The organism is Saccharopolyspora sp. 6V (assembly GCF_020176785.1).
GTDB classification, from domain to species: Bacteria; Actinomycetota; Actinomycetes; order Mycobacteriales; family Pseudonocardiaceae; genus Saccharopolyspora_C; species Saccharopolyspora_C gregorii.
Genome location: NZ_JAIUKB010000014.1, coordinates 130,232 through 152,064, shown reverse-complemented (window position 1 = coordinate 152,064; position 21,833 = coordinate 130,232). Strand labels below are relative to the sequence as shown.

Annotated in this window: 19 protein-coding genes; 13 read left to right on the top strand and 6 right to left on the bottom strand. The window is 73.5% G+C overall.

Going from position 1 to position 21,833, the window contains the following annotated elements:
* The first annotated feature begins 113 nt into the window (after positions 1-113).
* Positions 114-539 (top strand): peptidase inhibitor family I36 protein, encoded by a 426-nt coding sequence (locus LCD35_RS03245; protein WP_224978329.1) that lies wholly within the window; start codon positions 114-116, stop codon positions 537-539.
* Here LCD35_RS03245 and LCD35_RS03240 read toward each other — a convergent pair.
* The 4 genes from LCD35_RS03240 to LCD35_RS03225 are packed head-to-tail and all read right to left on the bottom strand — an operon-like array spanning position 531 to position 5,016.
* Positions 531-1,877, bottom strand: coding sequence for a glycosyltransferase family 1 protein (locus LCD35_RS03240; RefSeq protein ID WP_225043676.1), 1,347 nt, complete (start codon positions 1,875-1,877; stop codon positions 531-533). The two genes, LCD35_RS03245 and LCD35_RS03240, sit on opposite strands and share 9 nt — an antisense overlap.
* Positions 1,874-2,836, bottom strand: a complete 963-nt coding sequence (locus tag LCD35_RS03235; protein ID WP_225043675.1) for an alpha/beta fold hydrolase — start codon at positions 2,834-2,836, stop codon at positions 1,874-1,876. The genes LCD35_RS03240 and LCD35_RS03235 overlap by 4 nt, the downstream gene beginning before the upstream one ends.
* Positions 2,837-2,845: 9 nt before the next feature.
* Positions 2,846-4,084, bottom strand: coding sequence for a glycosyltransferase (locus tag LCD35_RS03230; protein ID WP_225043674.1), 1,239 nt, complete (start codon positions 4,082-4,084; stop codon positions 2,846-2,848).
* Positions 4,081-5,016 carry a hypothetical protein gene (locus LCD35_RS03225; protein ID WP_224963112.1) on the bottom strand — a complete coding sequence of 312 codons (936 nt, stop codon included), beginning with the start codon at positions 5,014-5,016 and terminating at the stop codon, positions 4,081-4,083. Before LCD35_RS03225 ends, LCD35_RS03230 begins: the two co-directional genes overlap by 4 nt.
* A 1,025-nt stretch (positions 5,017-6,041) precedes the next feature.
* Between LCD35_RS03225 and LCD35_RS03220 the strand changes: the two genes are divergently transcribed.
* On the top strand, positions 6,042-7,136 hold the full coding sequence (locus LCD35_RS03220) for a CopD family protein (protein WP_224956603.1): 1,095 nt from the start codon (positions 6,042-6,044) through the stop codon (positions 7,134-7,136).
* Positions 7,137-7,196: 60 nt separating this feature from the next.
* Here LCD35_RS03220 and LCD35_RS03215 read toward each other — a convergent pair whose 3' ends face one another.
* Positions 7,197-7,988, bottom strand: a complete 792-nt coding sequence (locus LCD35_RS03215) for a GH25 family lysozyme (RefSeq protein ID WP_224978358.1) — start codon at positions 7,986-7,988, stop codon at positions 7,197-7,199.
* 484 nt (positions 7,989-8,472) lie between these two features.
* Here LCD35_RS03215 and LCD35_RS03210 point away from each other — a divergent pair, with 484 nt between their 5' ends.
* The 9 genes from LCD35_RS03210 (at position 8,473) to LCD35_RS03170 (ending at position 17,633) form a co-directional block, all read left to right on the top strand.
* Entirely contained in the window at positions 8,473-9,177 is a 705-nt protein-coding gene (locus LCD35_RS03210; protein ID WP_224956605.1) for a DUF4232 domain-containing protein, read from the top strand.
* Between the two features lie 118 nt (positions 9,178-9,295).
* The gene (locus LCD35_RS03205) at positions 9,296-10,099 is read left to right on the top strand and encodes an alpha/beta hydrolase (RefSeq protein WP_224956606.1); all 804 of its coding nucleotides are present in this window, start codon (positions 9,296-9,298) and stop codon (positions 10,097-10,099) included.
* A 241-nt stretch (positions 10,100-10,340) separates the two neighbouring features.
* Positions 10,341-11,351, top strand: a complete 1,011-nt coding sequence (locus tag LCD35_RS03200) for a DUF2382 domain-containing protein (protein WP_224956607.1) — start codon at positions 10,341-10,343, stop codon at positions 11,349-11,351.
* A 213-nt stretch (positions 11,352-11,564) separates the two neighbouring features.
* Positions 11,565-12,410, top strand: coding sequence for a hypothetical protein (locus LCD35_RS03195; RefSeq protein ID WP_224967898.1), 846 nt, complete (start codon positions 11,565-11,567; stop codon positions 12,408-12,410).
* Positions 12,411-12,588: 178 nt separating this feature from the next.
* Complete coding sequence (locus LCD35_RS03190; protein ID WP_224956612.1) at positions 12,589-12,849, top strand: hypothetical protein; 261 nt, start codon at positions 12,589-12,591, stop codon at positions 12,847-12,849.
* 1 nt (position 12,850) lies between these two features.
* The gene (locus LCD35_RS03185; protein ID WP_224956613.1) at positions 12,851-13,102 is read left to right on the top strand and encodes a hypothetical protein; all 252 of its coding nucleotides are present in this window, start codon (positions 12,851-12,853) and stop codon (positions 13,100-13,102) included.
* Between the two features lie 138 nt (positions 13,103-13,240).
* Complete coding sequence (locus tag LCD35_RS03180; protein WP_224956614.1) at positions 13,241-16,033, top strand: FtsK/SpoIIIE domain-containing protein; 2,793 nt, start codon at positions 13,241-13,243, stop codon at positions 16,031-16,033.
* A complete protein-coding gene (locus tag LCD35_RS03175) occupies positions 16,030-16,416 on the top strand; it encodes a hypothetical protein (RefSeq protein ID WP_224956615.1) in 387 nt (128 codons plus the stop codon). Before LCD35_RS03180 ends, LCD35_RS03175 begins: the two co-directional genes overlap by 4 nt.
* 185 nt (positions 16,417-16,601) lie before the next feature.
* Entirely contained in the window at positions 16,602-17,633 is a 1,032-nt protein-coding gene (locus tag LCD35_RS03170) for an NADP-dependent oxidoreductase (RefSeq protein WP_374108024.1), read from the top strand.
* 285 nt (positions 17,634-17,918) lie between these two features.
* Here the strand turns inward: LCD35_RS03170 and LCD35_RS03165 are convergent, their stop codons facing one another.
* Positions 17,919-19,577, bottom strand: coding sequence for an FAD-binding oxidoreductase (locus LCD35_RS03165; RefSeq protein WP_225043673.1), 1,659 nt, complete (start codon positions 19,575-19,577; stop codon positions 17,919-17,921).
* A gap of 16 nt (positions 19,578-19,593) precedes the next feature.
* On the opposite strand from LCD35_RS03165, the gene LCD35_RS03160 reads away from it, so the two are divergent.
* Both LCD35_RS03160 and LCD35_RS03155 read left to right on the top strand, forming a co-directional pair.
* Entirely contained in the window at positions 19,594-20,250 is a 657-nt protein-coding gene (locus LCD35_RS03160) for a TetR/AcrR family transcriptional regulator (protein WP_224956618.1), read from the top strand.
* Positions 20,247-21,815 (top strand): glycerol-3-phosphate dehydrogenase/oxidase, encoded by a 1,569-nt coding sequence (locus tag LCD35_RS03155; RefSeq protein ID WP_225043672.1) that lies wholly within the window; start codon positions 20,247-20,249, stop codon positions 21,813-21,815. Before LCD35_RS03160 ends, LCD35_RS03155 begins: the two co-directional genes overlap by 4 nt.
* Positions 21,816-21,833 lie beyond the last annotated feature (18 nt).

Genomic DNA, 21,833 nt, shown 5'->3' with positions numbered 1-21,833 from the left:
TGAAGTGCTGGCGCTCGCACCACGGTTTCGGGAATCTGGATCTAGTCCGGGCCACGTCTTGGGCCGACAGGACACCTCTTCCGAATTCCCCTTGCTGTGAAAGGAGATCCAGCATGTCCGCTGCCGCCACCACGATCTCGAACCCGCGTCGCCGAACTCGTCCACTGTGGACCAGAGGGCGCTCCGCGCTGATCCCGTTGCTGGCGCTGGGCATCGCGCTGGGCGGGCTCGGCGGAGCCGCGAACGCGGGTCCCGCGACACCGGTCCCCTGCCAGGACGGCGCGTTCTGCGCCTACCCGCACGTCGAACTCCAGGGCGAACCACACCGCGCCGAACTGCGCGCGACCGCCGTGGAGGAGTGCGTCGCACTCCCGGCCGAGCCCGAGGTGAAGTCCTTCGCCAACCAGACCGGGAAACCCGTCACGGTGTACCAGGACCCGGACTGCGACACGCACGCGGACTTCGCCACCTACCCGTCCGGTTCGCACGCGCCGCGGTCCGACTACGTGCCGCGAGCGATCAAGATCTGGTCACGCTGATCCGGCGTGGGGGGGGGGGGGGGGCCCGGCCGCCCCCCCCGCGCCCCGCGCCCCCCCCCCCCCCCCCCCCCCCCCCCCCCCGGCCGTTCCCGCCGCGCCCGGCACCAGCACGCGCAGCAGCCGCCGGGCCGAGCGCTCCCAGGTGAACCGAGCGGCCTGCTCGCAGCCGCCGCGCACCAGTTCGGCGCGCTGCTCGGGATCGTCCACCTCGCGCACCGCCGCGACGAAGGCCGCGACGTCCCCGACCGGGAAGAACCGGGCGTGACCACCCGTCACCTCGCGGAAGATCTCCAGATCGCTGCACACGACAGGAGTTCCGGCATGCATCGCCTCGATGATCGGCAACCCGAAGCCCTCGTCCCGCGAGGCCGTCACCAGCGCCGCCGCCCCGCGCAGCAGCGTCCGGTAGGCGTCCTCGTCGATGCCGTTCCAAAACACCACGTCCGAACCGGACGGCACCTGGGCGCGCAGCTCCGCCTCCCGGGCGGGGGCGATGCGGCTCAGCAGGTGCAGGCGGTACCCGGGCAGCGATCCCATCCCCGCGATCAGCGTCTCGACGTCCTTGTAGGGCATGAACGAACCCATGTAGACCAGTTCGCGGACCTGCCCGGCGGGGGCCTGCTCGGCGTCGACGGGCTCCGGCAGGCCGGACGGCGCGTTCGGCACCACCGTCACCGGCCGCCGGGTCAGGCGGTGGCGCCGGATGAGCCGCGGGGGGGGGTCGCTGACCGTGACGACCGCGTCCGCCCGGTTCAGCAGCAGCCGCTGCGGCCAGTAGGCGCGGTGGTACAGCCGCCAGATCACCCGCACCGGCAGCGGCAGGAAACCGGGCGGTTCCGGGTGCCGGTAGTAGATGAGGTCGTGCAGCGTGAGCACCAGGCGGTAGCGTCGGCCGAACCCGCCGATCACCTGCATCGGGCTGAACACCACGTCCGCGCCCAGCGCGTGCAGCCTGCTCGCCAGGGACAGCTCCCGCACCGAGAACGGGCTGTTGATCTTGATGTGCGGCACTTCCGCCGGCAGCAGCGCGAGCTGGCGCCGGTCGTTGATCAGCATCGTCACCGGGTGCAGGGCGTGCAGCGCGCGGATCAGCTCCGCACCGAACCGGCTGATGCCGTCGTGCGCGTCGGTGCGCGTCCAGCGGGCGTCCACGAACACCCGCGCGGGCCGCCCACCGCCAGCGGGGAGCTCCCCGTCCCCGTCCGCCGGATCGCGGGACTCGTCGGGGCCCGGCGTACCGGCGGTCCCGGCGCGTCCGGTGGGTTCGGTGGTTCCGGCCGGTTCGGTGGTTCCCGTCGGCTCGTGCGGCTCGATCGGATCGGTCGGCCGGGCGCTCAAGACTCCCCCAAGAAGCGGTCGATCGCGTGCGCGGCGGCGGCCGGCGTCTCGTAGTGCACGAGGTGCCCGACGCCGGGGATCACCACCAGCTCGGCATCCGGCAGGCCCGCGAGGAGCTCGCGCTGCCCGGCCAGCGGTGCGATGTCGTCGGACTCCCCCGCGATCAGCAGCGTCGGCAGCGTCAGCGACGCGCTGTGGTCGGCCACCGTGCCGGTCACCGAGGCCTCGTAGGTCTCGGTGAGCAGCGCCGGGCTGTGGAAGCGGGAGAAGTGGCGCTGGTGGCTGTCGTGTACGAACCGGCGCACCTCCGGGTCGCGGGTCCGCAACATCGCCAGCCCGGTGCCCCACACCACCAGCCGGTTGGCCAGCAGCGCCCGCCCCAGCCGCGACGGCAACGCGGTGCCCAGGGCGTAGTACAGCGAAGTCAGCCAGGACAGCACCACCCGCGGCCCACGCAACGCGGGCGTCGAGATCGGGTTGACCAGCACCAGCCGCTCCACCAACTCCGGACCACGGGAGACGACGTGCGCAGCCACCATCGAACCGAAGGAATGCCCGAGCAGCACCACCGGCCGGTCCCGCCCACCGAGGTGCTCGATGAGCTCGATGATCGCGTCGGCGTAGCCGGGCACGTCGTGCGCGCGCCCGGTCATCGGCCCGGAGTCGCCGAACCCCGGCAGGTCCGGGACGACGACGGTGCGACCACCGCCCAGCCGCGCCACGATCGGCTCCAGCCCGTGGTGGGTGCCGCGCAGTCCGTGCACCATCACGATCAGCCGGTCCGCTTCCTCGTCCGCCGAGGTCTCCGGCGGCTCCGAGGTCTCCGGCGCCTCGTCCGGAGCGCTCGACCGGTAGGTCCAGAAGTGCAGGTCCGAACCCTGGATCCGCGCCACCTGCGATTCCGGCCGCAGCTCCTGCTCGTGCACCGCGGTGCCCAGTGCCGGTGTTCTGCTGCTCATGGCGGCTCCTCAGCTGGCCAGCTCGGCGGGCAGCTCGACGGGTGTCACCCCGTCGTCGTGCGCGAGCGCGTGCCGGTAGATCGATTCGAAGCGGGCCAGCACCGCGTCGATGTCGTGCTTGCTGCTGACCAGCCGCTCCCCGGCGGCGCCCATCCGGTCGATGGTGGCGCGGTCCGCGAGCACGTCGTCGATGGCGTGCGCCAGGGCGTGCACGTCCCGCGGCCGGTAAAGCCAGCCGTTCTCCCCCGCCTCGACCAGGTGCGGCAGCGCCATCGCGTCCGCCAGCACCACCGGGGTGATCGCGGACATCGCCTCCATCGTGGCGAGGCTCTGCAGCTCGGCGATGCTCGGCATGCAGAACAGGTCCGCCCTGGCGTAGGCGTCGAGCAGCTCCTCCTCGTCGACCAGGCCCGCGAAGTGCACCCGGTCCGAGATGCCGAGCTCCGCCGCCAGCTCGCCCAGCGGTTCGCGGCAGCTGCCGTCGCCGACGATCTCCAGGCGGGTCGGGTGCTCGGTCTTGAGCAGCGCCATCGCCCGCAGCAGGTCGTCGATGTGCTTCTCCTCGTCGAGCCTGCCGACGAACAGGACGGTGCGGGTCGCGGAGTTCGGGTCCTGCTTGCGCAGCTCCTGCGCCCGGCGCCGGTACCGCCCGACGTCGATGCCGCAGGACACCGGCACCGCCGGCCGGGAGAACCCGTTGTCCTGGAGCAGCTGCACCGCGCGCGGCGTGGGCGCGGTCACCAGCTGCGCCTTGCCGTAGTGCTTGATCAGGTTGTGCCAGAGCAACCGCGCGCCCGCCTTCTGCAGGGCCTTCGGGATGCGCACGTAGCCGAAGATGTTCTCCGGCATGAAGTGGTTGGTGGCGATGAGCCCGATGCCCTGACGGCGCGCGGCGTTGATCAGGCCGCGGCCGATGAAGAAGTGCGACTGGACGTGCACGATGTCCGGCTGGATCTCGCGCAGCAATCGGTCGGCGACCGACGAGGCCTGCCACGGCGGGCACGCCCGGAACGTCGGGTGCGCCGGGGTCCGGTAGGACGCGACGCGGTGCACCGTCACGCCGTCCTCGACGCCGGTGCTCTCGTTGCGGTCCACCGAGTGGCAGATCACGTGCACGTCGTGGCCACGGCGGGCCAGCCCGGTCGCGAGCCGGTGGCCGAAGTTCGCCGCACCGTTCACCTCGGGCGGGTACATCACCGCGCCGATCACGATGCGCAGCCGATCTCCGCCGAACGGTTGCGAAGTCAAGTTGAACTCCCGTCAGAACGTATCCGCCGAACGTCGGCGTCGCCGTCGCCGGTCACGGTTGCTTGCACTCGCCGATCTTGGGTGTCCGGATGGTGCCGCGCGAGCGCGAACACGCCTGCGCAGGCGATCACGGCGCACAGCAGCTCGCCGATCGCGGTCGCACCGTCCACGGCATCGGCCTCACCCAGCAGCCCGATGCCCAGGCCCACCGCCACGAGCGGGTCGATCACGGTCAGGCAGGCCACGACCAGGTCCGGGGGGCCGCTCGCGTAGCCGTGCTGCAGCAACCAGCCGCCCACCGCCATCGCCACCACGATCACGACCAGCGGCAGCGGGTTGATGCTCAGCAGCGGCGCGCTGCCGAACTGCTGGACCAGCGCCCGCACCAGCAGCGAGACCAGCCCGTAGGCGACGGCGCAGCCCGCCGCGTAGGCCATGCAGCGGACCTTCGACCTGGTGACCAGGCCGACCACGCCCAGCGCCAGCACCGTGCCCGCCACCAGCTGAGTGGCGAGCAGCTGGTCGTCCGGCATCACCGGGGTGGAGGTAGCGCTGCCCGCCGCGAGGAACACGAACGCCGCGACACCACCGGTCGCGGCCAGCACCGAGAGCACCACGTGCACGTTGAGGTCGCGGGTGCGGATGCCCTGCTGGCGGGCGTTGAGCAGCACGGTGATCGGCAGCGCCAGCACGCCGACCGGCTGCACGACGCTCAGCGGCGCCAGCCCCAGCGCGCAGGCGTGCAGCAGCGCCCCGCTGCCCAGCGCCAGCAGCCCCAGCAGCCATCGCTGGTTGCGCAGCAGCCGCACCTGGCTGCGCACCTTCAAGCCGTCGTCGCCGATCGCGTCCTGCACCGCGCCGTGCTGCAACCGGGCGCCGACGGCGTAACCGCAGGCGCCCAGCGCGGCCAGCGCCACCGCGAGTGTGGTCACCGCGCACCCCGCTCCACGAAGCTCACCTGCCGGTCACCGGGCGCCGCGGACCTCGCCGGGCCCCGCCCGGCGCGGTCTGCGCGGTGCGCGACCGGGCGCGCACCACCGGTGACGACGCCCGCGAACGGACGTCCACCGGCTCCACCCCTGGTCGCTGCTGCCGCCGGCAGCCCGTGCTGTTCGTCCACACCGCTCAATCTCGCGCATCGCGGGTTCGCCCCACATCGGGGCACACCCTCAATTTCCCTGATCCGGCTCGTCCGCCGCACCGGGCCGCTCCCGCGGCCCCGCGATCCCGGGCCCGCCACCCCATGATGGCCCCGGCCCGCTCACCCCCGGGTGCACTTCCGACGATCCGACCGGTTCGCCCTGGACACCGGCGTCCGATTCGACCGAACACCGCAGCGACGACCCGTCGCCCCCGGCATCGTCCGTTCCGCGCAAGGGATCACCCGGACCACCCCGTTCGACACCCGGGCCCCGCTGCTCCCGTTCGACCGCGGCCCGCGCGATAAGACTTCCAGCTCCGCGAGAACCCGCGGGGAAACAATCAGCGAATAGCCGCGAACGGCCCGCGCGCGCGAAACGCGCGGGCGCCCCGCGGAAGCCTCGAACCGGATATCGGGAATGCGTGCCGTGAACGGTCGAACGCGGGCGGTGCCGGTTCGGTCGCTCGACGGCGCACACCTCCGGGGAATCCGCGGGCACGAGCAGCGGCGGGGTATGCGCCACATACCCCGCCCACTCATTACCTCCCGCTTGATCCACGTGCACGACTGTAGAACAAGACCCCTGAGACGCTTGTCAGCAACACAACGAACAGCGGTTTCCCGCCGCGGTCGCCGCAGCCGTTGCGAACCGCGCACATCGTTGCGCCGCAGGAATAAACGCACGCCAGCGGGCGACGACCGCACAAACAAGATCAACTAATCGCCGGTGGATCGTGATAGGACCAACACCCTGAACCGTTCCCGGTGAGCCGCGGACCGCTCCCCCGGACCTGCCGGGGGTGGGACGATGCTGCGATGCCCGCCGACCCCGGGACCGCGCCCGAACCCACCGGCCGCACCTCCCCGTCCGCCCGGCGGCCGAGCACCGGCGTCGGCCGCTCGACCCGAGCAGCCCCGGCGCTGCTCGCCGTTCCCGCACTGCTGGCCGCGGCCGCGGCCTGGGCCGCGACCCTGCACGTCGGCGCGGACGACGTACCCGGCCTGGTCGATCCCGCGGTCGCGGTGCGCTACGGCGCCCCGGTCGTCCGCGCGCTGCTCGACGTGGCCGCCGTCGCCACCGTCGGACTCGGCATGCTGCCCCGCCTGGTCCCGGACCACGGTGGCCGCGCCCGCGCCCTGCTCGCGCTGACCCGGCGCGCCGCGGTGGTCACGGCGCTGAGCTGGCTGGCCTGCTCGCTGCTGCTGCTCGGGCTGTACACGGCCGAGCTCGCCACCGGCAGCCCGACCGCGGAGGACGTGGCCCGCTACGTCAGCGGCGTCCCGGCCGGAGCGGCGCTGGCGCTGGGCGCGGGGTGCGCCGCGGGCTGCGCGGCGCTCGGCCTCACCGGGGTCGTCCGGGATGCCCGCGGGAACGGCGCGGACCGGCTCACCGACGACCTGGGCGCGGTGCTCGCGCTGCTCGGGCTGCTGCCGATGCCGCTGACCGGGCACGCCGTCGACTGGGAGTACCACGACCTGAGCATGCTCTCGGTGCAGCTGCACGTGCTCGCCGCGGCCGTGTGGGCGGGCGGGCTGGCCGCGATCGCCGCGTTCGTCGCCCCGCGCCGCGGTCTGCTGGCGAGCACGCTGCCGCGCTACTCGAAGCTGGCGACCGGCGCGATCGTGCTGGTCGCGGTGTCCGGGGTGTTCAACGGCGGCACCGAGCTCACCACCGCCGGCGCCGGGCTCGGTGGACTGATCGGCACCGGGTACGGCCGGATCGTGCTGCTCAAGGCGGTGCTGCTGGTGCTGCTGGCCGCGCTGGGCGGGCACGCCCGGTTCCGGCTGCTGCCGCTGGTGGAACGCCACCGGCGCACCGCGCTGATCACCTGGGCGGCGGTGGAGGTGGGCGTGATGGGCGCGGCCTACGGGCTGGGCGCGGTGCTGGCCCGCGCCCCCGTCCTCACCTGACCGCGCACCGGCGAACGGCCCACCCGCCGTCCGGGTGGGCCGTTGAGCACCTGAGCCGGGTCAGCGCGGGATGCGCAGCACCTGGCCGACGTAGATCAGGTTCGGGTCGGTGATCCCGTTGGCCTGGGCGATCGACTGCCAGGCCACACCGACCTTCGCGCCGATCCCGGAGAGCGTGTCCCCGGGCTGCACCACGTAGGTCTCGGGCGCGGGCGGGGCGGGCGGCGCGGGCGGCGCCTCGGTGCCGCCGGTCAGCACCGGCAGGTCCACCAGCGACACGTTCAGGTCGGTGTCACCGGCGATGCCCGGCACCTTGCCGTCGGAGGCGTGCTGGTGGATCGCCACCCGGTCGGTGAGGAAGCCCGGCTGGCCCGCGGGGCGGCCGTAGTGCGCGACCCACAGGAACACCCCGGGGTCGACCCACGAATCGGTGGCCAGCTTGTCGCTGAACCACGTGGACGAGGCGTACACGACGACCTCGTTGCGCCCCGTGTGCCCGCGCAGCGCGTCCACGAACCCCTTGATCCACGCGCCGAGGTCGGCGGCCTCGGTCTCCATGTCCAGGCACGGCGGCAGGTTCCCCGGCCCGGCCGAGCCGGTGCGGGCCAGCTGGCCCGCGAAGTCCGCGGCTTCGGCCTGCGGCGAGTTCGTGTCCGGTCGGGCGAAGTGGTACAGCCCGGTCACCAGGCCGGCCCCGCGAGCCCCGCCGAGTTGCGAATCCAGCGTCGGGCTCACATAGCCGACGCCTTCGGTCGCCTTGATGTAGGTGAAGGCGAATCCGGCGCCGCGCACCGCGGCCCAGTCCGGTTCTCCTTGATATCGCGCGACATCGATTCCTGGAATGCTCGCCATCCCCGAACCCCCTCACTTCACCGGATGCGGCCCGGTGCGCGAGTCGCGGCGCACGAACCGGATCGGCGGTCTCGTCTCGGTCTTCGGTCTGTTCCGCCGACCCCGGCGCCGGCATTTCTTCCGAAAGCGAGGAACGATCTTCGCTGCCGGGCGGGGACAGTTCTCACAGCCAACGTATCGAAGGTCAACGATCATCGAGTTCCGCCGTTCAGGTCAAGAGCTCCACCCGATCGGTCCTGTTTTCGCCAAAGCGATCATGTCGCCCGCCGACCGCCGTAGAAATCGATCATGCTCGGCCGCGCGGGTCGCGAACCCGACCGGGTGGCGGCAGAGTGGGGGCGGCCCGCACGGCGGCGCCTCCATCCGGGGGAACTCCGGGCGGACCGCGCAAGACGTGCAACCACCTGTGGCGCCGAACGTCTTCACAACAGCGGACCGGATACGACGACGGGCCGTACGAGGCGGCCGATGGAGGTGGGCAACCGTGTTCTCGCAACGACTGGACGCAAGGAAGCCGGGCAGGACGAACCGGGCGAGCCTGAGGATCGGCCCGCTCGCAGCCGCGGCACTGGGCACGGTGCTGCTCGGCGCCTGCGGTTCGCCGACCGGGCAGGTGGCCTCGACCGCGGACGCCCCGGCGTCGACCATCCCGCAGCCGACCCCCTCGGAGGCGCAGCCCGCCCCGGCGGAGACCTCCGACGCCGATCCGTCGACGGCCGCGCAGAGCAGGTCGGACGCCTCCGGCCAGGCCGCGGCGGAACCGCGCGACCAGGTGGAGCGCTGCCACACCTCGCAGCTGTCCGGCGCGGTGGGTCACGGGGATTCCGGCGCGGGCCAGCGGTACGCGGAGCTCACGCTCACCAACACCAGCGGCGAGGCCTGCACGCTCTACGGCTACGGCGGCATGCAGCTGCTCGGCGCGGACGGCCAGCAGCTGCCGACGCAGCTGGAGCGCACGCCGAACCCCGGCCCGCAGGTGGTGCGGCTGGCCCCCGGCGAGTCGGCCAGCTCGACGCTGCACTGGACCGCGGTGCCGCACGAGGGCGAGTCGGAGCAGGGCCCGTGCCAGCCGGAGCCGGCGCGCGCCCTGGTGACCCCGCCCGACGAGGAGGACCCGCTGACGGTGCGCTGGGACCTGGGCTCGGTGTGCGGGTTCGGATCGATCGACAACAGCGCCTACCACGCCTGAGCGCGGTGCGGACGTCGTGCCCGGTGCCGTCGGCACCGGGCACCTTCGCGGAACGACCAGGTGACAGGCTCATCGCGGGTGCTGGTCTTGCCGGTGCGGTTGTGCTGGGGTGGAAACCATGATCGAGGCTATTCAGCGGTCCGTCGGGGGTTCGCAGGGCGAGCTGTTCGTGCGCGAGTGGTCGGGGCGCGCCCCCGGCTGGGTGGCGCTGCTGGTGCACGGCTACGGCGAGCACTCCGGCCGGTACGAGTGGCTCGCCGAGCAGCTGGTGGCGGCGCGGGCGCTGGTGGTGGCGCCGGACCTGGTCGGGCACGGCGAATCCCCTGGTGAGCGCGTGCTGATCGGGGACGCCGAGCAGGTGGTGGCCGATCTGGGCGCGGTGCGCCGCGAGGTCTCGGATCGGTACCCGGACCTGCCGGTGGTGCTGATCGGGCATTCGCTGGGCGGGTTGTTCGCGGTGCGGTTCGCGCAGGAGCACCAGGACGGGCTGGCCGCGGTGGTGCTGTCCGGGCCGGTGCTGGGCACCTGGCACGTGCTGGACCTGCTGGAGTGCGACGAGATCCCGCAGGCCCCGATCGATCCGTCGACGTTGTCCCGCGACCCCGAGGTGGGCCGGGCGTACGAGGCGGATCCGCTGGTGTGGCACGGCTCGTTCAAGCGCCGCACGTTGAACATGATCGACCGCTGCCTGGAGGCGGTGAACGACGGCCCGGTGCTGCGGGTGCCGACGCTGTGGGTGCACGGCGAGGAGGACGAGCTGGTCCCGGAGGCCGACACCCGCACGGGCATCGACCGGGTGCGCGGGCAGGACTTCCACGAGCACATCTACCCGGGCGCGCGGCACGAGCTGTTCCACGAGACGAACCGGGCCGAGGTCGTCGACGAGGTGCTGACGTTCGTGGGGCGCGAGCTCAACACCTGAACCGGCGATCACTCGTCGGCCTGACTGCTACTACTGGCTCGCACGCAACGCTACGACCAGCTGCCGAACGCCCCCACCGGGTGCTCACCCACACGAGCGAAGTGGGCGGCACCGCCGATTGCGGGCGAATCCAGCAGGGCACCACGGGTGTACGCGGCACCGCACGAACGGCCGGGCGCGCTTCCCCGGCCGGAGCGACGAGCCCGGGCTGCGATCCCAGCAGACGAGTGAGGCGGTAGTCATGAAGGACGTCAAGCGTGCACAGGACCTCATCGGCAGCGAGGTGTACGACCGGGAAGGCGACCGGATCGGCCGGGTCGGCAACGTTTACGTCGACGACGCCGACCACCAGCCGGAGTGGGTGACGGTCCGCACCGGGATGTTCGGCACGAAGGAGAGCTTCGTCCCCCTGTCCGGCGCCGAGCGCGGTGAGAAGGGGATCAACGTCGGGGTGACCAAGGAGAAGGTGCGCGACGCCCCGCGCGTCGACGCCGAGCAGGGCCACCTGTCGGACAAGGAGGGCCACGACCTCTACGACTACTACGGCCTCGCCCGCGGTTCGGCGTCCCCGCAGCAGCGGGACGTGCCGCAGCAGCAGAGCGGCACCACCGAGTCCGGGTCGGGCACCGCGGCGGCCGGCGGCATGGCGGCCGGTGGGGCGGCCGCGGGCGGCGCCGCGCCGACCGGGGGCCGCACGTCGACCGGCGCCACCGAGCGGGACACCGCGAAGTCCGGCACGACGGGTTCCGGCAGCGGCACGGCGACGACGAAGGGCTCGACCGGCAAGACCACGTCCGGCTCCGCGACGGCGGGCTCCGCCGGGGACGCGGCGGGCATGAAGTCGATGACCCGCTCCGAGGAGCGGCTGCGGGTCGACACCGAGCAGATCGAGACCGGCCGGGTGCGGGTGCGCAAGTACGTGGTGACCGAGCAGCAGTCCGTCACGGTACCGATCAGCCACGAAGAAGTGCGCATCGAGCGGGAGCCGATCGCCGAGTCGGAGCGCGGATCGATGGGCCGGTCCGGTTCGCTCGCCGAGGACGAGCAGGAGGTCGTGCTGCACGAGGACCGTCCGATGGTCACGAAGGAGACGGTGCCGGTGGAGCGGCTGCGGCTGCGCACCGAGCTCGTCACCGAGGAGCGGACGGTGCAGGACGAGGTGCGCCGGGAGCGGTTCGACGTGCAGGACCGCACGGGCGGCGGCAAGCACGAGCGCTCCGACGAGCAGCGGGGCGGTTCGAGCAGCGGCTGACCACCGCGCGGTTCGGCCCCGCCGTCCTCCTCGGGCGGCGGGGCCGTCGCACGTCCCGGGTAGGTGCGAACGGGTGGCGGGACCACCCGTCCGGACGGCTCCGGGGCCACCGTCCGGGTCGGGTGGGCCGCTGCCGGATGAGCCGGGCGGCGACGCGGTTCACCTGATCAACCCTTCGTCCCGGGGTGCCGGATGCGAGACAATGCCCCGGCGATGGTTGAGAACTCTGGGCTGGAACTGCTCATCACCGTCGTCGTGGGCGCCGACGACGACCGATCAGCACGCGACGCGTGCCGCGCCCTGCTGCACCGGGTCGGTGGCCGGATCGTGGAATCCGGGGACTGCTCCGACGAGGAGCCGGGCTGCTGGTCGGTGACGATCGGTCGTTCCGCCGCGGAGCCGGACGAGCGGCCGGGCCCCGCGGCGCTGGCGCGCGCGGTGCGGAACTTCCTGCGCGAGCTGGGGCCGGGCTACTCGGGGCACCGGGTGGCGTGCGAGCCGCCGACGGCGTGGACGGTGATCGACGAGCCGGAGCTGCTCGGAGCCCTGGTGGCGGGCGGCGAGCGGTTGCTGGTGGAGGCGTGGGCCGGTTCGGTGCTGCCCGGCGGGGCCGGTGCCGGCCCGGCGGTGGACGACCCGGACGAGCCCGCGCCGGAACCGGAACCGGTGGTGGACGAGCTGGACGAGCGCGGCAGGCCGCGGCCGCGGCTGGAGCTGCTGGTGGACGTGGTGACCGAGCGCAAGGCGGGCGCGGAGTGGCCGGCCCGGGCGTTGGCGAGCCGGTTGTCCCGGAACTCGACGATCGTGGACTGGACGGAACGACCACCGATGGTGCGGATCGTGCTGGACCTCGGCCCGTCGGTGGGCGCGCCCGCGGACATCGTGCGGGACGCGGTGCGCGTGCTGGGCGGCGGCGGCTGGTCCCGGTTGCAGGTGCGTGAACGGTCGGCGAAATCCCGGTGGTCGGCGGCGCCGACACCGCCGTCCGGGATCGCCGCGGTGGAGCTGAGCGCGGCCGTACCCGCTCCGGGCGCGGCGGAGCGGCAGCCCGCGGGATGACCGGCTGGAGATCGTCCGAGGAGGTCCGCCGCGGGCGCGGCGGCACCGCACGGAGGGGCCTCGGCGCGGTCACCACCTCTGATCAACATCGTCCGCCCTGCGCGCGAACGGGCTAGTGGCGGGCGCTAACTTGTGGATCGACGTACCCCGATCAGCTCCCTCCGGAGGTTGGCTGCAGATGGCGAGCGTGGACGATGTTCGCAGTGGAGTTGCTCATGCCAAGCAGAAGGCCGACGAGGCGATAGGCGCGCTCCAGCAGGCGCATTCCGCGCTGGACGAGGCGCAGAACATGCTGACGCAGGCCATCCAGGGCAGCGGCCAGGACGAGATCCTGATGGCGCGCAACATGCTGGTGGAGGCGACGGAGAACCTGCGGATGGTGGGCGGCACGATCCGCAGCAGCATCGACTCGGCCGAGAGCTGGGCGGGGCGGTTGTGACGTGTCGTCGCTGACCGAACTGCTCGCCGCGGTGCGCGCCACCGAGGCGAAGCTGGACGAGGCGCGGCGGCAGCTGTCCACGGGCAGGCGTTCGCTGTCGGAGACGCGGGCGGCGCTGGCCCGGCTGGACCCGGACAACCCGGAGACGGTCGTGCCCGCGGACCTGCGCCGCGCCGACGACGGGCTGGAACGCACGCTGGACTCGATCACGCACGTGGTCGAAGCGCTGCGCGCGTTCGCGATGCGGCTGTGAGCCGGTTGCCGGGCGGGCCGCCGCCGGCCGGTCGCCGCGCGCTCGATGCGCGGTGGCCCGCGCCACCGCGCGCCGTTGACCACACATTCCGAGTGGTAGTTTCCTCACGGTCTGCAACACCAGGTGCCGAGGTGGGGTGTGCGCAAACGCAACGAGCGGCGTAGCAGCATCGAGACGGCTTTCGAGCACCTGCGCACCACCGTCGCGACCGCCCTCGGCGCCGCCGAGAACGAGCTCGAACGGGTCCGCGCCTCCTACGCCCAGCGGGAGTTCGCCCAGCGCATCGCCGCGGTCGGCCTGGCCAGGGCGGAGCGCGATCCCTCCGTGGTCTGCGATTCCCGCGACCTCGCGTTCGACGGCGCGATGCAGGAGGCCCGGTCCGAGCGCGAGCAGATCTTCACCGAGTGGAGCGGGCACGGCCCGGACCGGCTGGCCGCGCTGGTCGCCGAGGCCGCCCCCGGCACCGCCGGACGCCCGTGGCAGGACTGGCTCGGCGAACCGGGCACCGCCGAGGCGAGCTCGCTGCCGCCGCAGCTGTGGCGCATCGGCACCGGCCAGGTACCCGCCTCCCCCGACCCGCGCCCGTTCCCGGTGGCCGTGCCGATGATCGACGAGGCGCACCTGCGGATCACTTCGAACCGGCAGAACCTGGAAGCCCGCGAATCCCTGGTGCAGAACCTGGTGCTGCGGATGCTCAGCCACTACAAGCCGGGCCTGGTGCGGGTGCACGTGTGGGACGTGGCGCAGCTGACCGGGACGCTGCCGGGCCTGTACCCGCTGACGAACGCGGGGCTGCTCACCGCGCACGACCCGACGCGGCTCGGCGAGATGCTGGAGGAGCTGTCCGACCACATCCGCCGCATCCACACCAGCGCGCTCAACGGCGGGCACATCTCGCTGCGCGCGCTGGCGGAGGACACCGGGCAGCGGGACGAGCCGTGGCGGATCGCGGTGCTGTTCGGCGACGGCGAACCGTTGCGGGAGGAACAGCAGCAGCAGTTGCAGCGGGTCGCGCGCAACGGGCTGGCCTGCGGCATCCAGCTGATCGTGGCGGACCTGCCGATGACGGTGAACAGCTCCGTCGAGTCGGTGACGCTGCACGCCGAGGAGGCGCGCACCAGCATGACCGGCCCGGAAGCGGTGGTGCGGCTGGACGCACCGCCGTCGCGGGAACTGGTGACGAAGGCCTGCTCGGCGATCGCCACCGAGTTCGTGACGCGCCGCTCGCGGGTGCGCACCTTCGCGGACCTGGTGCCGGAGACGCTGTGGGTGCAGCGCTCCGCCTCCGGGCTGCAGGCACCGGCGGGGTTCCACGAGGGCGAACCGGTGAAGGTGACGCTCGGGGACGCGAGCCCGCACACGCTGATCGGCGGCCCGAGCGGCTCGGGCAAGACCAACTTCCTGTACTCGATGCTCGGCGGCATGGTGGCCCGGTACTCGCCGGACGAGCTGGAGCTGTACCTCCTGGACTTCAAGGAGGGCGTGTCGTTCGCGCAGTTCACCCCGGGCCGCCGCGACCCGACCTGGCTGCCGCACGCGCAGCTGGTCGGTGTGAACGTGAACGAGGACCGCGAGTTCGGCCTGGCGCTGCTGCGCTTCCTCGCGACCGAGATGCGCCGCCGCGCGGACGCGGCGAAGGCGCACGAGGTCACCAAGCTGGAGGAGCTGCGGGCGGAGAACCCGTCCGGGCGCTGGCCGCGGATCGTGGCGGTGATCGACGAGTTCCAGTACCTGTTCGCCGAGCGGGACACGGTGTCCGCGCAGGCCACCTCGCTGCTGGAGGACGTGGCGCGGCGCGGCCGCTCGCAGGGCATCCACCTGGTGCTGGCCAGCCAGGACGTCTCCGGCATCGAGGCGTTCTGGGGCAAGCCGGCGATCTTCGAGCAGTTCATCCTGCGGATCGCGCTGCCGAAGGCGCGGCGGGTGCTCGCCGACCAGAACGAAGCGGCGCTCGCGCTGCCGCGTTGGCACGCGGTGATCAACCACGAGTCGGGGGTGAAGCACGGCAACGAGGTCGCGCGGATCCCGGACGCGACCGCGAAAGGCACCTTCGACGAGCTGCAGCGCCGGTTGTGGGAGCGGCGGCAGGAGGGTGCGGCGCCGCCGCGGCTGTTCGACGGCTCGCTGCTGCCCGCACTGTCCGAGCTGCCGGACTTCACCGGGCTGACGACGGGCGCGGAAGCCCCGGTCGCCCTGCTCGGGCAGGTCATCGACGTGAACGGCACGGCGGCGGCGGTGCGGATGGAGCGTTCGCCGGGCCGGAACCTCGCGGTGATCGGGTCGGTGCGGGTGGACGCGGTGAGCGTGCTGGGGGCGGCGGCGTTGTCGCTGGCTCGGCAGCACGACGCGAAGAAGGCGCGGTTCACGGTGCTGGGCCTGGTCGAAGAGGTCGCGCCGGACGTCGAGCAGCTCAAGGGCAAGCTCGAAGAGCTGGGCCACGAGACGGATGTGCGGCACGGCGTGGACGCGGCAGTGGAGGTCGTCGGCGAACTCGCCCGCAAGATCGATGATCGATCCGGGTCGGTGGGGAACACCGAGACCTCGGAGTACGTCCTCTTCTACGGCGTCGACGCCGCGCACTCCGCGATGGAGAAGAAGGGCCCCGACTTCACCAGCGGCCTCGACCACCTGCGCAAACTGCTCAAGCAGGGCCCGGAGCAGCGGGTGCACGTGCTCGGCTGGTGGCGCAGCGCGCAGCGGGTGAAGACGACGCTGATGGGCCCGGTGGACGAGATCGGCGCCTGGGTGGCGTTCGACGTGCACGGCCAGGAGCTGTCGAGCTTCGCCGCCGGGCAGCTGGTGCACTGGTCGCCGCGGGCGCGGCGCGGCTTGTTCTTCGACCGCTCGGTGCACTCCCAGCCCGAGGTGGTGCTGCCGTTCGACCTGGCGGGCGCGCTGGCCGCGGACATCCCGGAGGAGGACGCGGAATGAGCGAGGCCCCGGCTTCGGCCCGCTACAAGGAGATCATCGCGACGGCGACCGGCGCGGCGGAGCGGATGCGCGAGCACGAGCGGGAGAAGTCGGCCCGGCTGGCGCAGGAGGTGGCGGTCGCCGAGCAGCGGATCGCGGCGGCGGCGGAGGCTCGCGACGAGGTCGTGGCGGGCGTGGAGCTGCGCTGGAAGCACGCGATGGAGGCGCTGTGGGACGAGCGCTGGATGCGGGTGACGCCGATGCCGCACCCGGATCGCCGGGTGGCGCCGGGCCGCGCGGCGGACCTGATCGCGTCGGTGCAGTCGGCGTACCTGGTGCTGCGCCGCTCGTTGGAGAAGTCCCGCTGGTCGCCGTCGCGGCGCCGCGGGAAGCCGCCGGAGTGATGTTGCCAAGGCTACTCGAACCTGGTTCGATTTCGTTAGCGATGCCACTGCCGCGACAGGAATAGGTCCACCTCGGAGTGGGGTTTCCCGGTGGGGCGCCGTCGGCGCGCACGCGCGGCGCCGTCGTCCCACCATGAGTGCACCCTCAGTGCGCACTATTTCCGACACGAACCAGTTTCGTATATATGGAGGCCAGCGTGACGAACCAGGAACTTCCGGACACCGGCGTCGAGATCCGGCTCGCGAGCCGTCCGCAGGGCTTCCCCACCCACGAGAACTTCGAGACCGTCGAAGCCCCGGTCACCGCGCCCGGAGAAGGCCGGATCCTGGTCCGCAACGTCGTGATGAGCGTCGACCCGTCGATGCGCGGCCGGATGAACGACACCAAGTCCTACGTGCCTCCGTTCCAGCTCGGCAAGGCCCTCGAAGGCGGCGCGGTCGGCGAGGTCATCGCCTCCGCGTCGCCGCTGTTCCAGGTCGGCCAGCACGTGCTGCACTACGGCGGCTGGCGCGAGTACGCGTCGGTGCAGGCCGAGCGCGCCGTCCCGGTCGACCCGGACGCCGCGCCGCTGAACGCCTACCTGGGCGTGCTCGGCATGCCCGGCTGGACCGCCTACACGGGGCTGTTCGAGATCGCGAAGTTCGAGGAAGGCGACACCGTGTTCGTCTCCGGCGCGGCCGGCGCGGTCGGCTCGCTGGCCGGGCAGCTCGCGAAGCTCAACGGCGCGGCGAAGGTCATCGGCAGCGCCGGTTCCGCCGAGAAGGTCCGGCACATCACCGAGGACCTCGGCTTCGACGCGGCGTTCAACTACAAGGACGGCTCGATCCGCGAGCAGCTGGCCGAAGCCGCACCGGACGGCATCGACGTGTACTTCGACAACGTCGGCGGCGACCACCTGGAAGCCGCGATCGACCAGCTCAACGACTTCGGCCGGGTCGCCGCCTGCGGCGCCATCTCGGTCTACAACGACACCGAGCCCGCACCCGGCCCGCGGAACCTGTTCAAGATCGTGAAGAAGCGGCTGAGCATCCGCGGGTTCATCGTCATCGACCACGAGGACCTGCGGGAGCGGTTCCAGGCCGACGTGGCGCCGCTGGTCCGCGACGGGAAGATCCACTACACCGAGACGGTGCTGGAGGGGCTGCGCAACGCGCCCGACGCGCTCATCGGACAGCTGCGCGGCGAGAACACCGGGAAGATGCTCGTCACCATCTGATCGGCCGTCCCCGCTCCTGCCGCGAGCGGCTCGGTCGGCGGGACCTCGGCGGCCCCTCGCCGCGTCCTCGCGGGTGGCTCAGCCACCTGCACGGGACGCCGGAGGGGCCGTCGAGAACCCGCGAGCGCCCGGGTGGCCGGCCATCGGCGGGAAGACCTCGCGCAGGCCGGTGAGCCGTGCGGCGGACCTCGACGGGCGGTTCCTCCGCGCCGACGCCCGCCAACGCCCGGGGACCGCCGCGGTCTTCGGCGGGCGCACCCGCGTCCGCGACCCGGCGGCGGGCGGTCACGGACCGACGAGCTTGCCGGGGTTCAGGATTCCGGTCGGGTCCACGGCCTGCTTGACCGCGGCGAGGACCGAGGTGCCGATGCCGCCGATCTCCGCTTCGAGCCACGGCAGGTGGTCGGTGCCCACCGCGTGGTGGTGGGTGAGCGTGCCGCGCCCCAGCTCGTGGCCCGGCACCCGCTCGGTGATGGCGCCGGTGGCGGCCTCCTTCGCCCGCCGCCACTGGTCGACCGGGTCCGCGCCGCGCGCCGCCAGCACCGTGAAGTACAGCGAGGCACCCGTCTCGTACGCGTGCGAGAGGTGGCACATCACGATCGGCGGCTGCCCGTCCCGGTCCAGCTCGCGCACCAGCGCCGCCCGCACCGCCGAGCGCAGCTCGCTGAGCCTCGACCAGCAGGTCGCCGTCTCCAGCGTCTCCACGCACACGCCCACGTCGAGCAGCGCGTCCCGCTGCCGCGGGCCCGCGAACCGGGCCGCGTGCCAGGCCTCCCCGCCGCGCGGCCCGAGCCGCAGCGAGCGGAACCCGTGCAGCGCCCGCATCGTCGCCGCGCGGCGCTGCTTGAGCTCCGCCGCGGAGGCCGCCTCCCAGCCCAGCACCAGCAGGCACGGTTCGTCGATCCGGCTGCCCAGCAGCAAGGTGCGCAGCGCCCGTGACTTCACGCCGCCGGAGAGCTCCAGCTGCACCGCCGTCTCGTCCACATCGGACAGCCGGGTGACGTCGGCGAGGACCCGCTGCTGCGCCAGCGCGCGCACCGCGTCCGCCGCCGCCTGCCAACCGTCCAGCACCAGCGCTTCGTAGCGCATCTCGGTGGGCTTCGGCCGCACCCGCACCGCCACCTCGGTGATCACGCCCAGCGCGCCCTCCCCGCCGATCGCGAGCTGCCGCAGGTCCGGACCCGTGGCCGAGGCGGGCGCGGCACCGAGCCGCCACTCCCCCACCGGCGTCGCCACCCGCACGCCCTCCACCATGTCCGCGAACCGCCCGTACCCGGCGGAGGCCTGACCGGCGGAGCGCGTCGCCGCGAACCCGCCGATGGTGGCGCGTTCGAAGGACTGCGGGAAGTGGCCCAAGGTGAACCCGTGCGCGGCCAGCAGCGACTCCGCCTCCGGCGCCCGCACCCCCGCCTGCAGCACGGCGACCCGCGACACCGGGTCCACCGACACCAACCGGTCCAGCCGAGCCAGGTCCAGCGCCACCACGGTGCGCTTCGCGCCGCGCAGCGCGGTCACCCCGCCGACCACCGAGGTCCCGCCGCCGAAGGGCACCACCGCCACGTCGTGGCGCACGCACACCTCCAGCACCCGCTGCACCTGCTCCGGATCCGCGGGCAGCAGCACCGCGTCCGGCACCGCCAGGCCCACGCCGTCGCGGCGGCGCAGCAGGTCGCTGTAGGACAGGCCGCCCGTTCGCCCCAACCGGGCGGTGGCGCCGGTCTGCACCTGATGCTCGCCGAGGAGCTCCACGAGCTCCTCGCGCGCCTCCACGGGCAGTGCGCCGTCCGGCACCTCCAGCAGCGACGCCGGCGCGGCGGGCGTGCTGGCACCGTCCAGGCCGAGGCGCCCGGACAACCAGCGCAGCGCGTGGGTGGGCAGCGGTGCGGCACCGGCCCCGGAGGGCGTCCAGCCACCGCGCAGGGTGTGGTCGATCAACTCGCTCACCAGTACAGTGTTACACATGGCGCCGCAACGTCACAGCGCCGCGGGCTGGCCGGGACTTCCCACCCGGACCGCGGCGAACCGCGTCGAGGACACCGCGATCCTGCGCGCCGCGCGGGACAGCGTCCTCGCGCACGGGGTGCGGCGCACCACCCTCACCGACGTCGCCCGCCGCGCCCGCATCAGCCGGATGACGCTGTACCGGCGGTTCCCCGACGCCACCGCGCTGGTCGGAACCCTGGTGGGCTGCGAGTTCTCCGGCATCCTGCGCAGCGCCCGGGAACGGGAGAGCGGCGGGACCGCGCGCGAGCGGCTCGTCACCGCTCTCCTCGACGTCGTCGCACAGCTCCAGCGCTCCGCGCTGCTGCGCCGGATCATCGACACCGACGCCGAGCTGCTGCTGCCGTACCTCGTCGACCACCTCGGCAGCACCCAGCTCGCCGCGGAGGCATTCCTGCTCGACTACCTCGCCGACGGCCGCGCCGACGGCTCGGTGCGGAGCTCCGATCCCGCCGTGCAGGCCCGGGCGCTGCTGCTGCTCCTGCAGTCCTTCGTGATCTCCGCCCGGCCGGGCACCACCGGCACCGACCCCGACGCGCTGCACCGCGAACTGGGCGAACTGCTCGACGCGGCACTGCGCCCCGCACCCCGACCGACCGTCCCGGAGGCCCCATGAGCACCACGCCGCTGCCCGCGGGTTCGCTGCGCGCCACCTCGCTGAACGCGGCACGGCGCGCCACCGAGCTCACCGCGGCCGCCGAGGACGCGCTGGACCTGCTGGTGGTCGGCGGTGGCGTCACCGGCAGCGGCATCGCCCTGGACGCCGCCTCCCGCGGGCTGCGGGTCGCGCTGGTCGAAGCCGAGGACCTGGCCCGGGGCGCCGCGCGCTGGTGCGGCGAGGCCGCGCACGCCGGGCCGCACGGGCTCGTTCCGGGCGACCTCGCGCTGGCCAGGGAGAACGCCGTGGAACGCGACGTGCTCATGACGCGGACCGCGCCGCACCTGGTGCGCACGCTGCCGCAGCTCATCCCGCTGCACGAGGGCACGCCCCGCCGGACCGAAGCACTGCTGACCGCCGGGCTGCACGCGGCCGACGCGCTGCGGCGCACCGCCCGCACCCCGTCCGCGCTGCTGCCCGCGCCGCGCCGAGTGCCGGCCGCCGAAGCGGGGGCGCTGGTCCCCGGACTGCGCGCCGGAAGGCTGCGCGGCGGGCTGCTCGGCTACGACGGGCAGCTCCTCGACGACGCCCGGCTCGTCGTCGCCCTGGCCCGCACCGCCGCCGGGTTCGGCGCCCGCGTGCTCACCCGGGTGCGCGCCACCGCGCTGGACCGGAACGGCGCGGACGCCGTCGACGAGCGCACCGGCCGGCGGCTGCGGCTCTCCGCGCGGGCCGTGGTGAACGCGACCGGGGCGCGGGCCGCCGAGCTCGACCCCGAGGTGCGGCTGCGCACCGTCCGCGCCGCGCACCTGGTCGTGGACGCCGAAGCGGCAGGCATCACCGCCACCGGGCTGGTGCTGCCCGCCGAATCCGGGCGGTGGACCGCGCTGCTGCCGCAGGCCGACGGCACCGCGTTGCTCGGGCTCGCCGCCGAACCGGCCACCGGCCCCGTCCCCGCCGAGGCACCCGACTCCGATGTGGACTCGCTGCTCGCCGCGGTGCGCGAAGCGCTGGACGTGCCGCTGCGCCGGGAGCACGTGCTCGGCTCGTTCGCCGCGCTGCGCCCGCGGTACGACGACTCCGCGGGCAACCGCAAGGACTCCCCCGACCTGTTCCGCAAGCACGCGATCCGCACCTCGCCGGACGGCGTGGTCACCGTCGTGGGGGGCCGGACCACCGGCTACCGCAGGCTGGCCGCCCACGCCGTCGACACCGCGGTCCGCGCCGCCGGACTGCCCGCCGGCCCGTCCCGCACCACCGCGGTCCCGCTGGTCGGAGCCGCCGAACGGGCTCGGCTGCACGAGATCGACGGTCCGCAGCGGCTCGTCGCCCGGCACGGCACCGAAGCCGCCCGGGTCGCCGCGCTCGCCGAACTCGACCCGGACCTCGCCGACCCCGTCGCACCCGGCACCGAGCTCACCGCCGCCGAAGTGCTGTGGGCGGTGCGGCACGAAGGCGCGCTCGACGCCGACGACGTGCTCGACCGCCGCAGCCGCCTCGGCATGCACCCCGAGCTGCGAGCGCGGGCCGCGCCCGCGGTGACCGCACTGGTCGACAAGGCCCTGCACGGTCTGCTCGGCTGACCCGCGGGGAATTCCCCC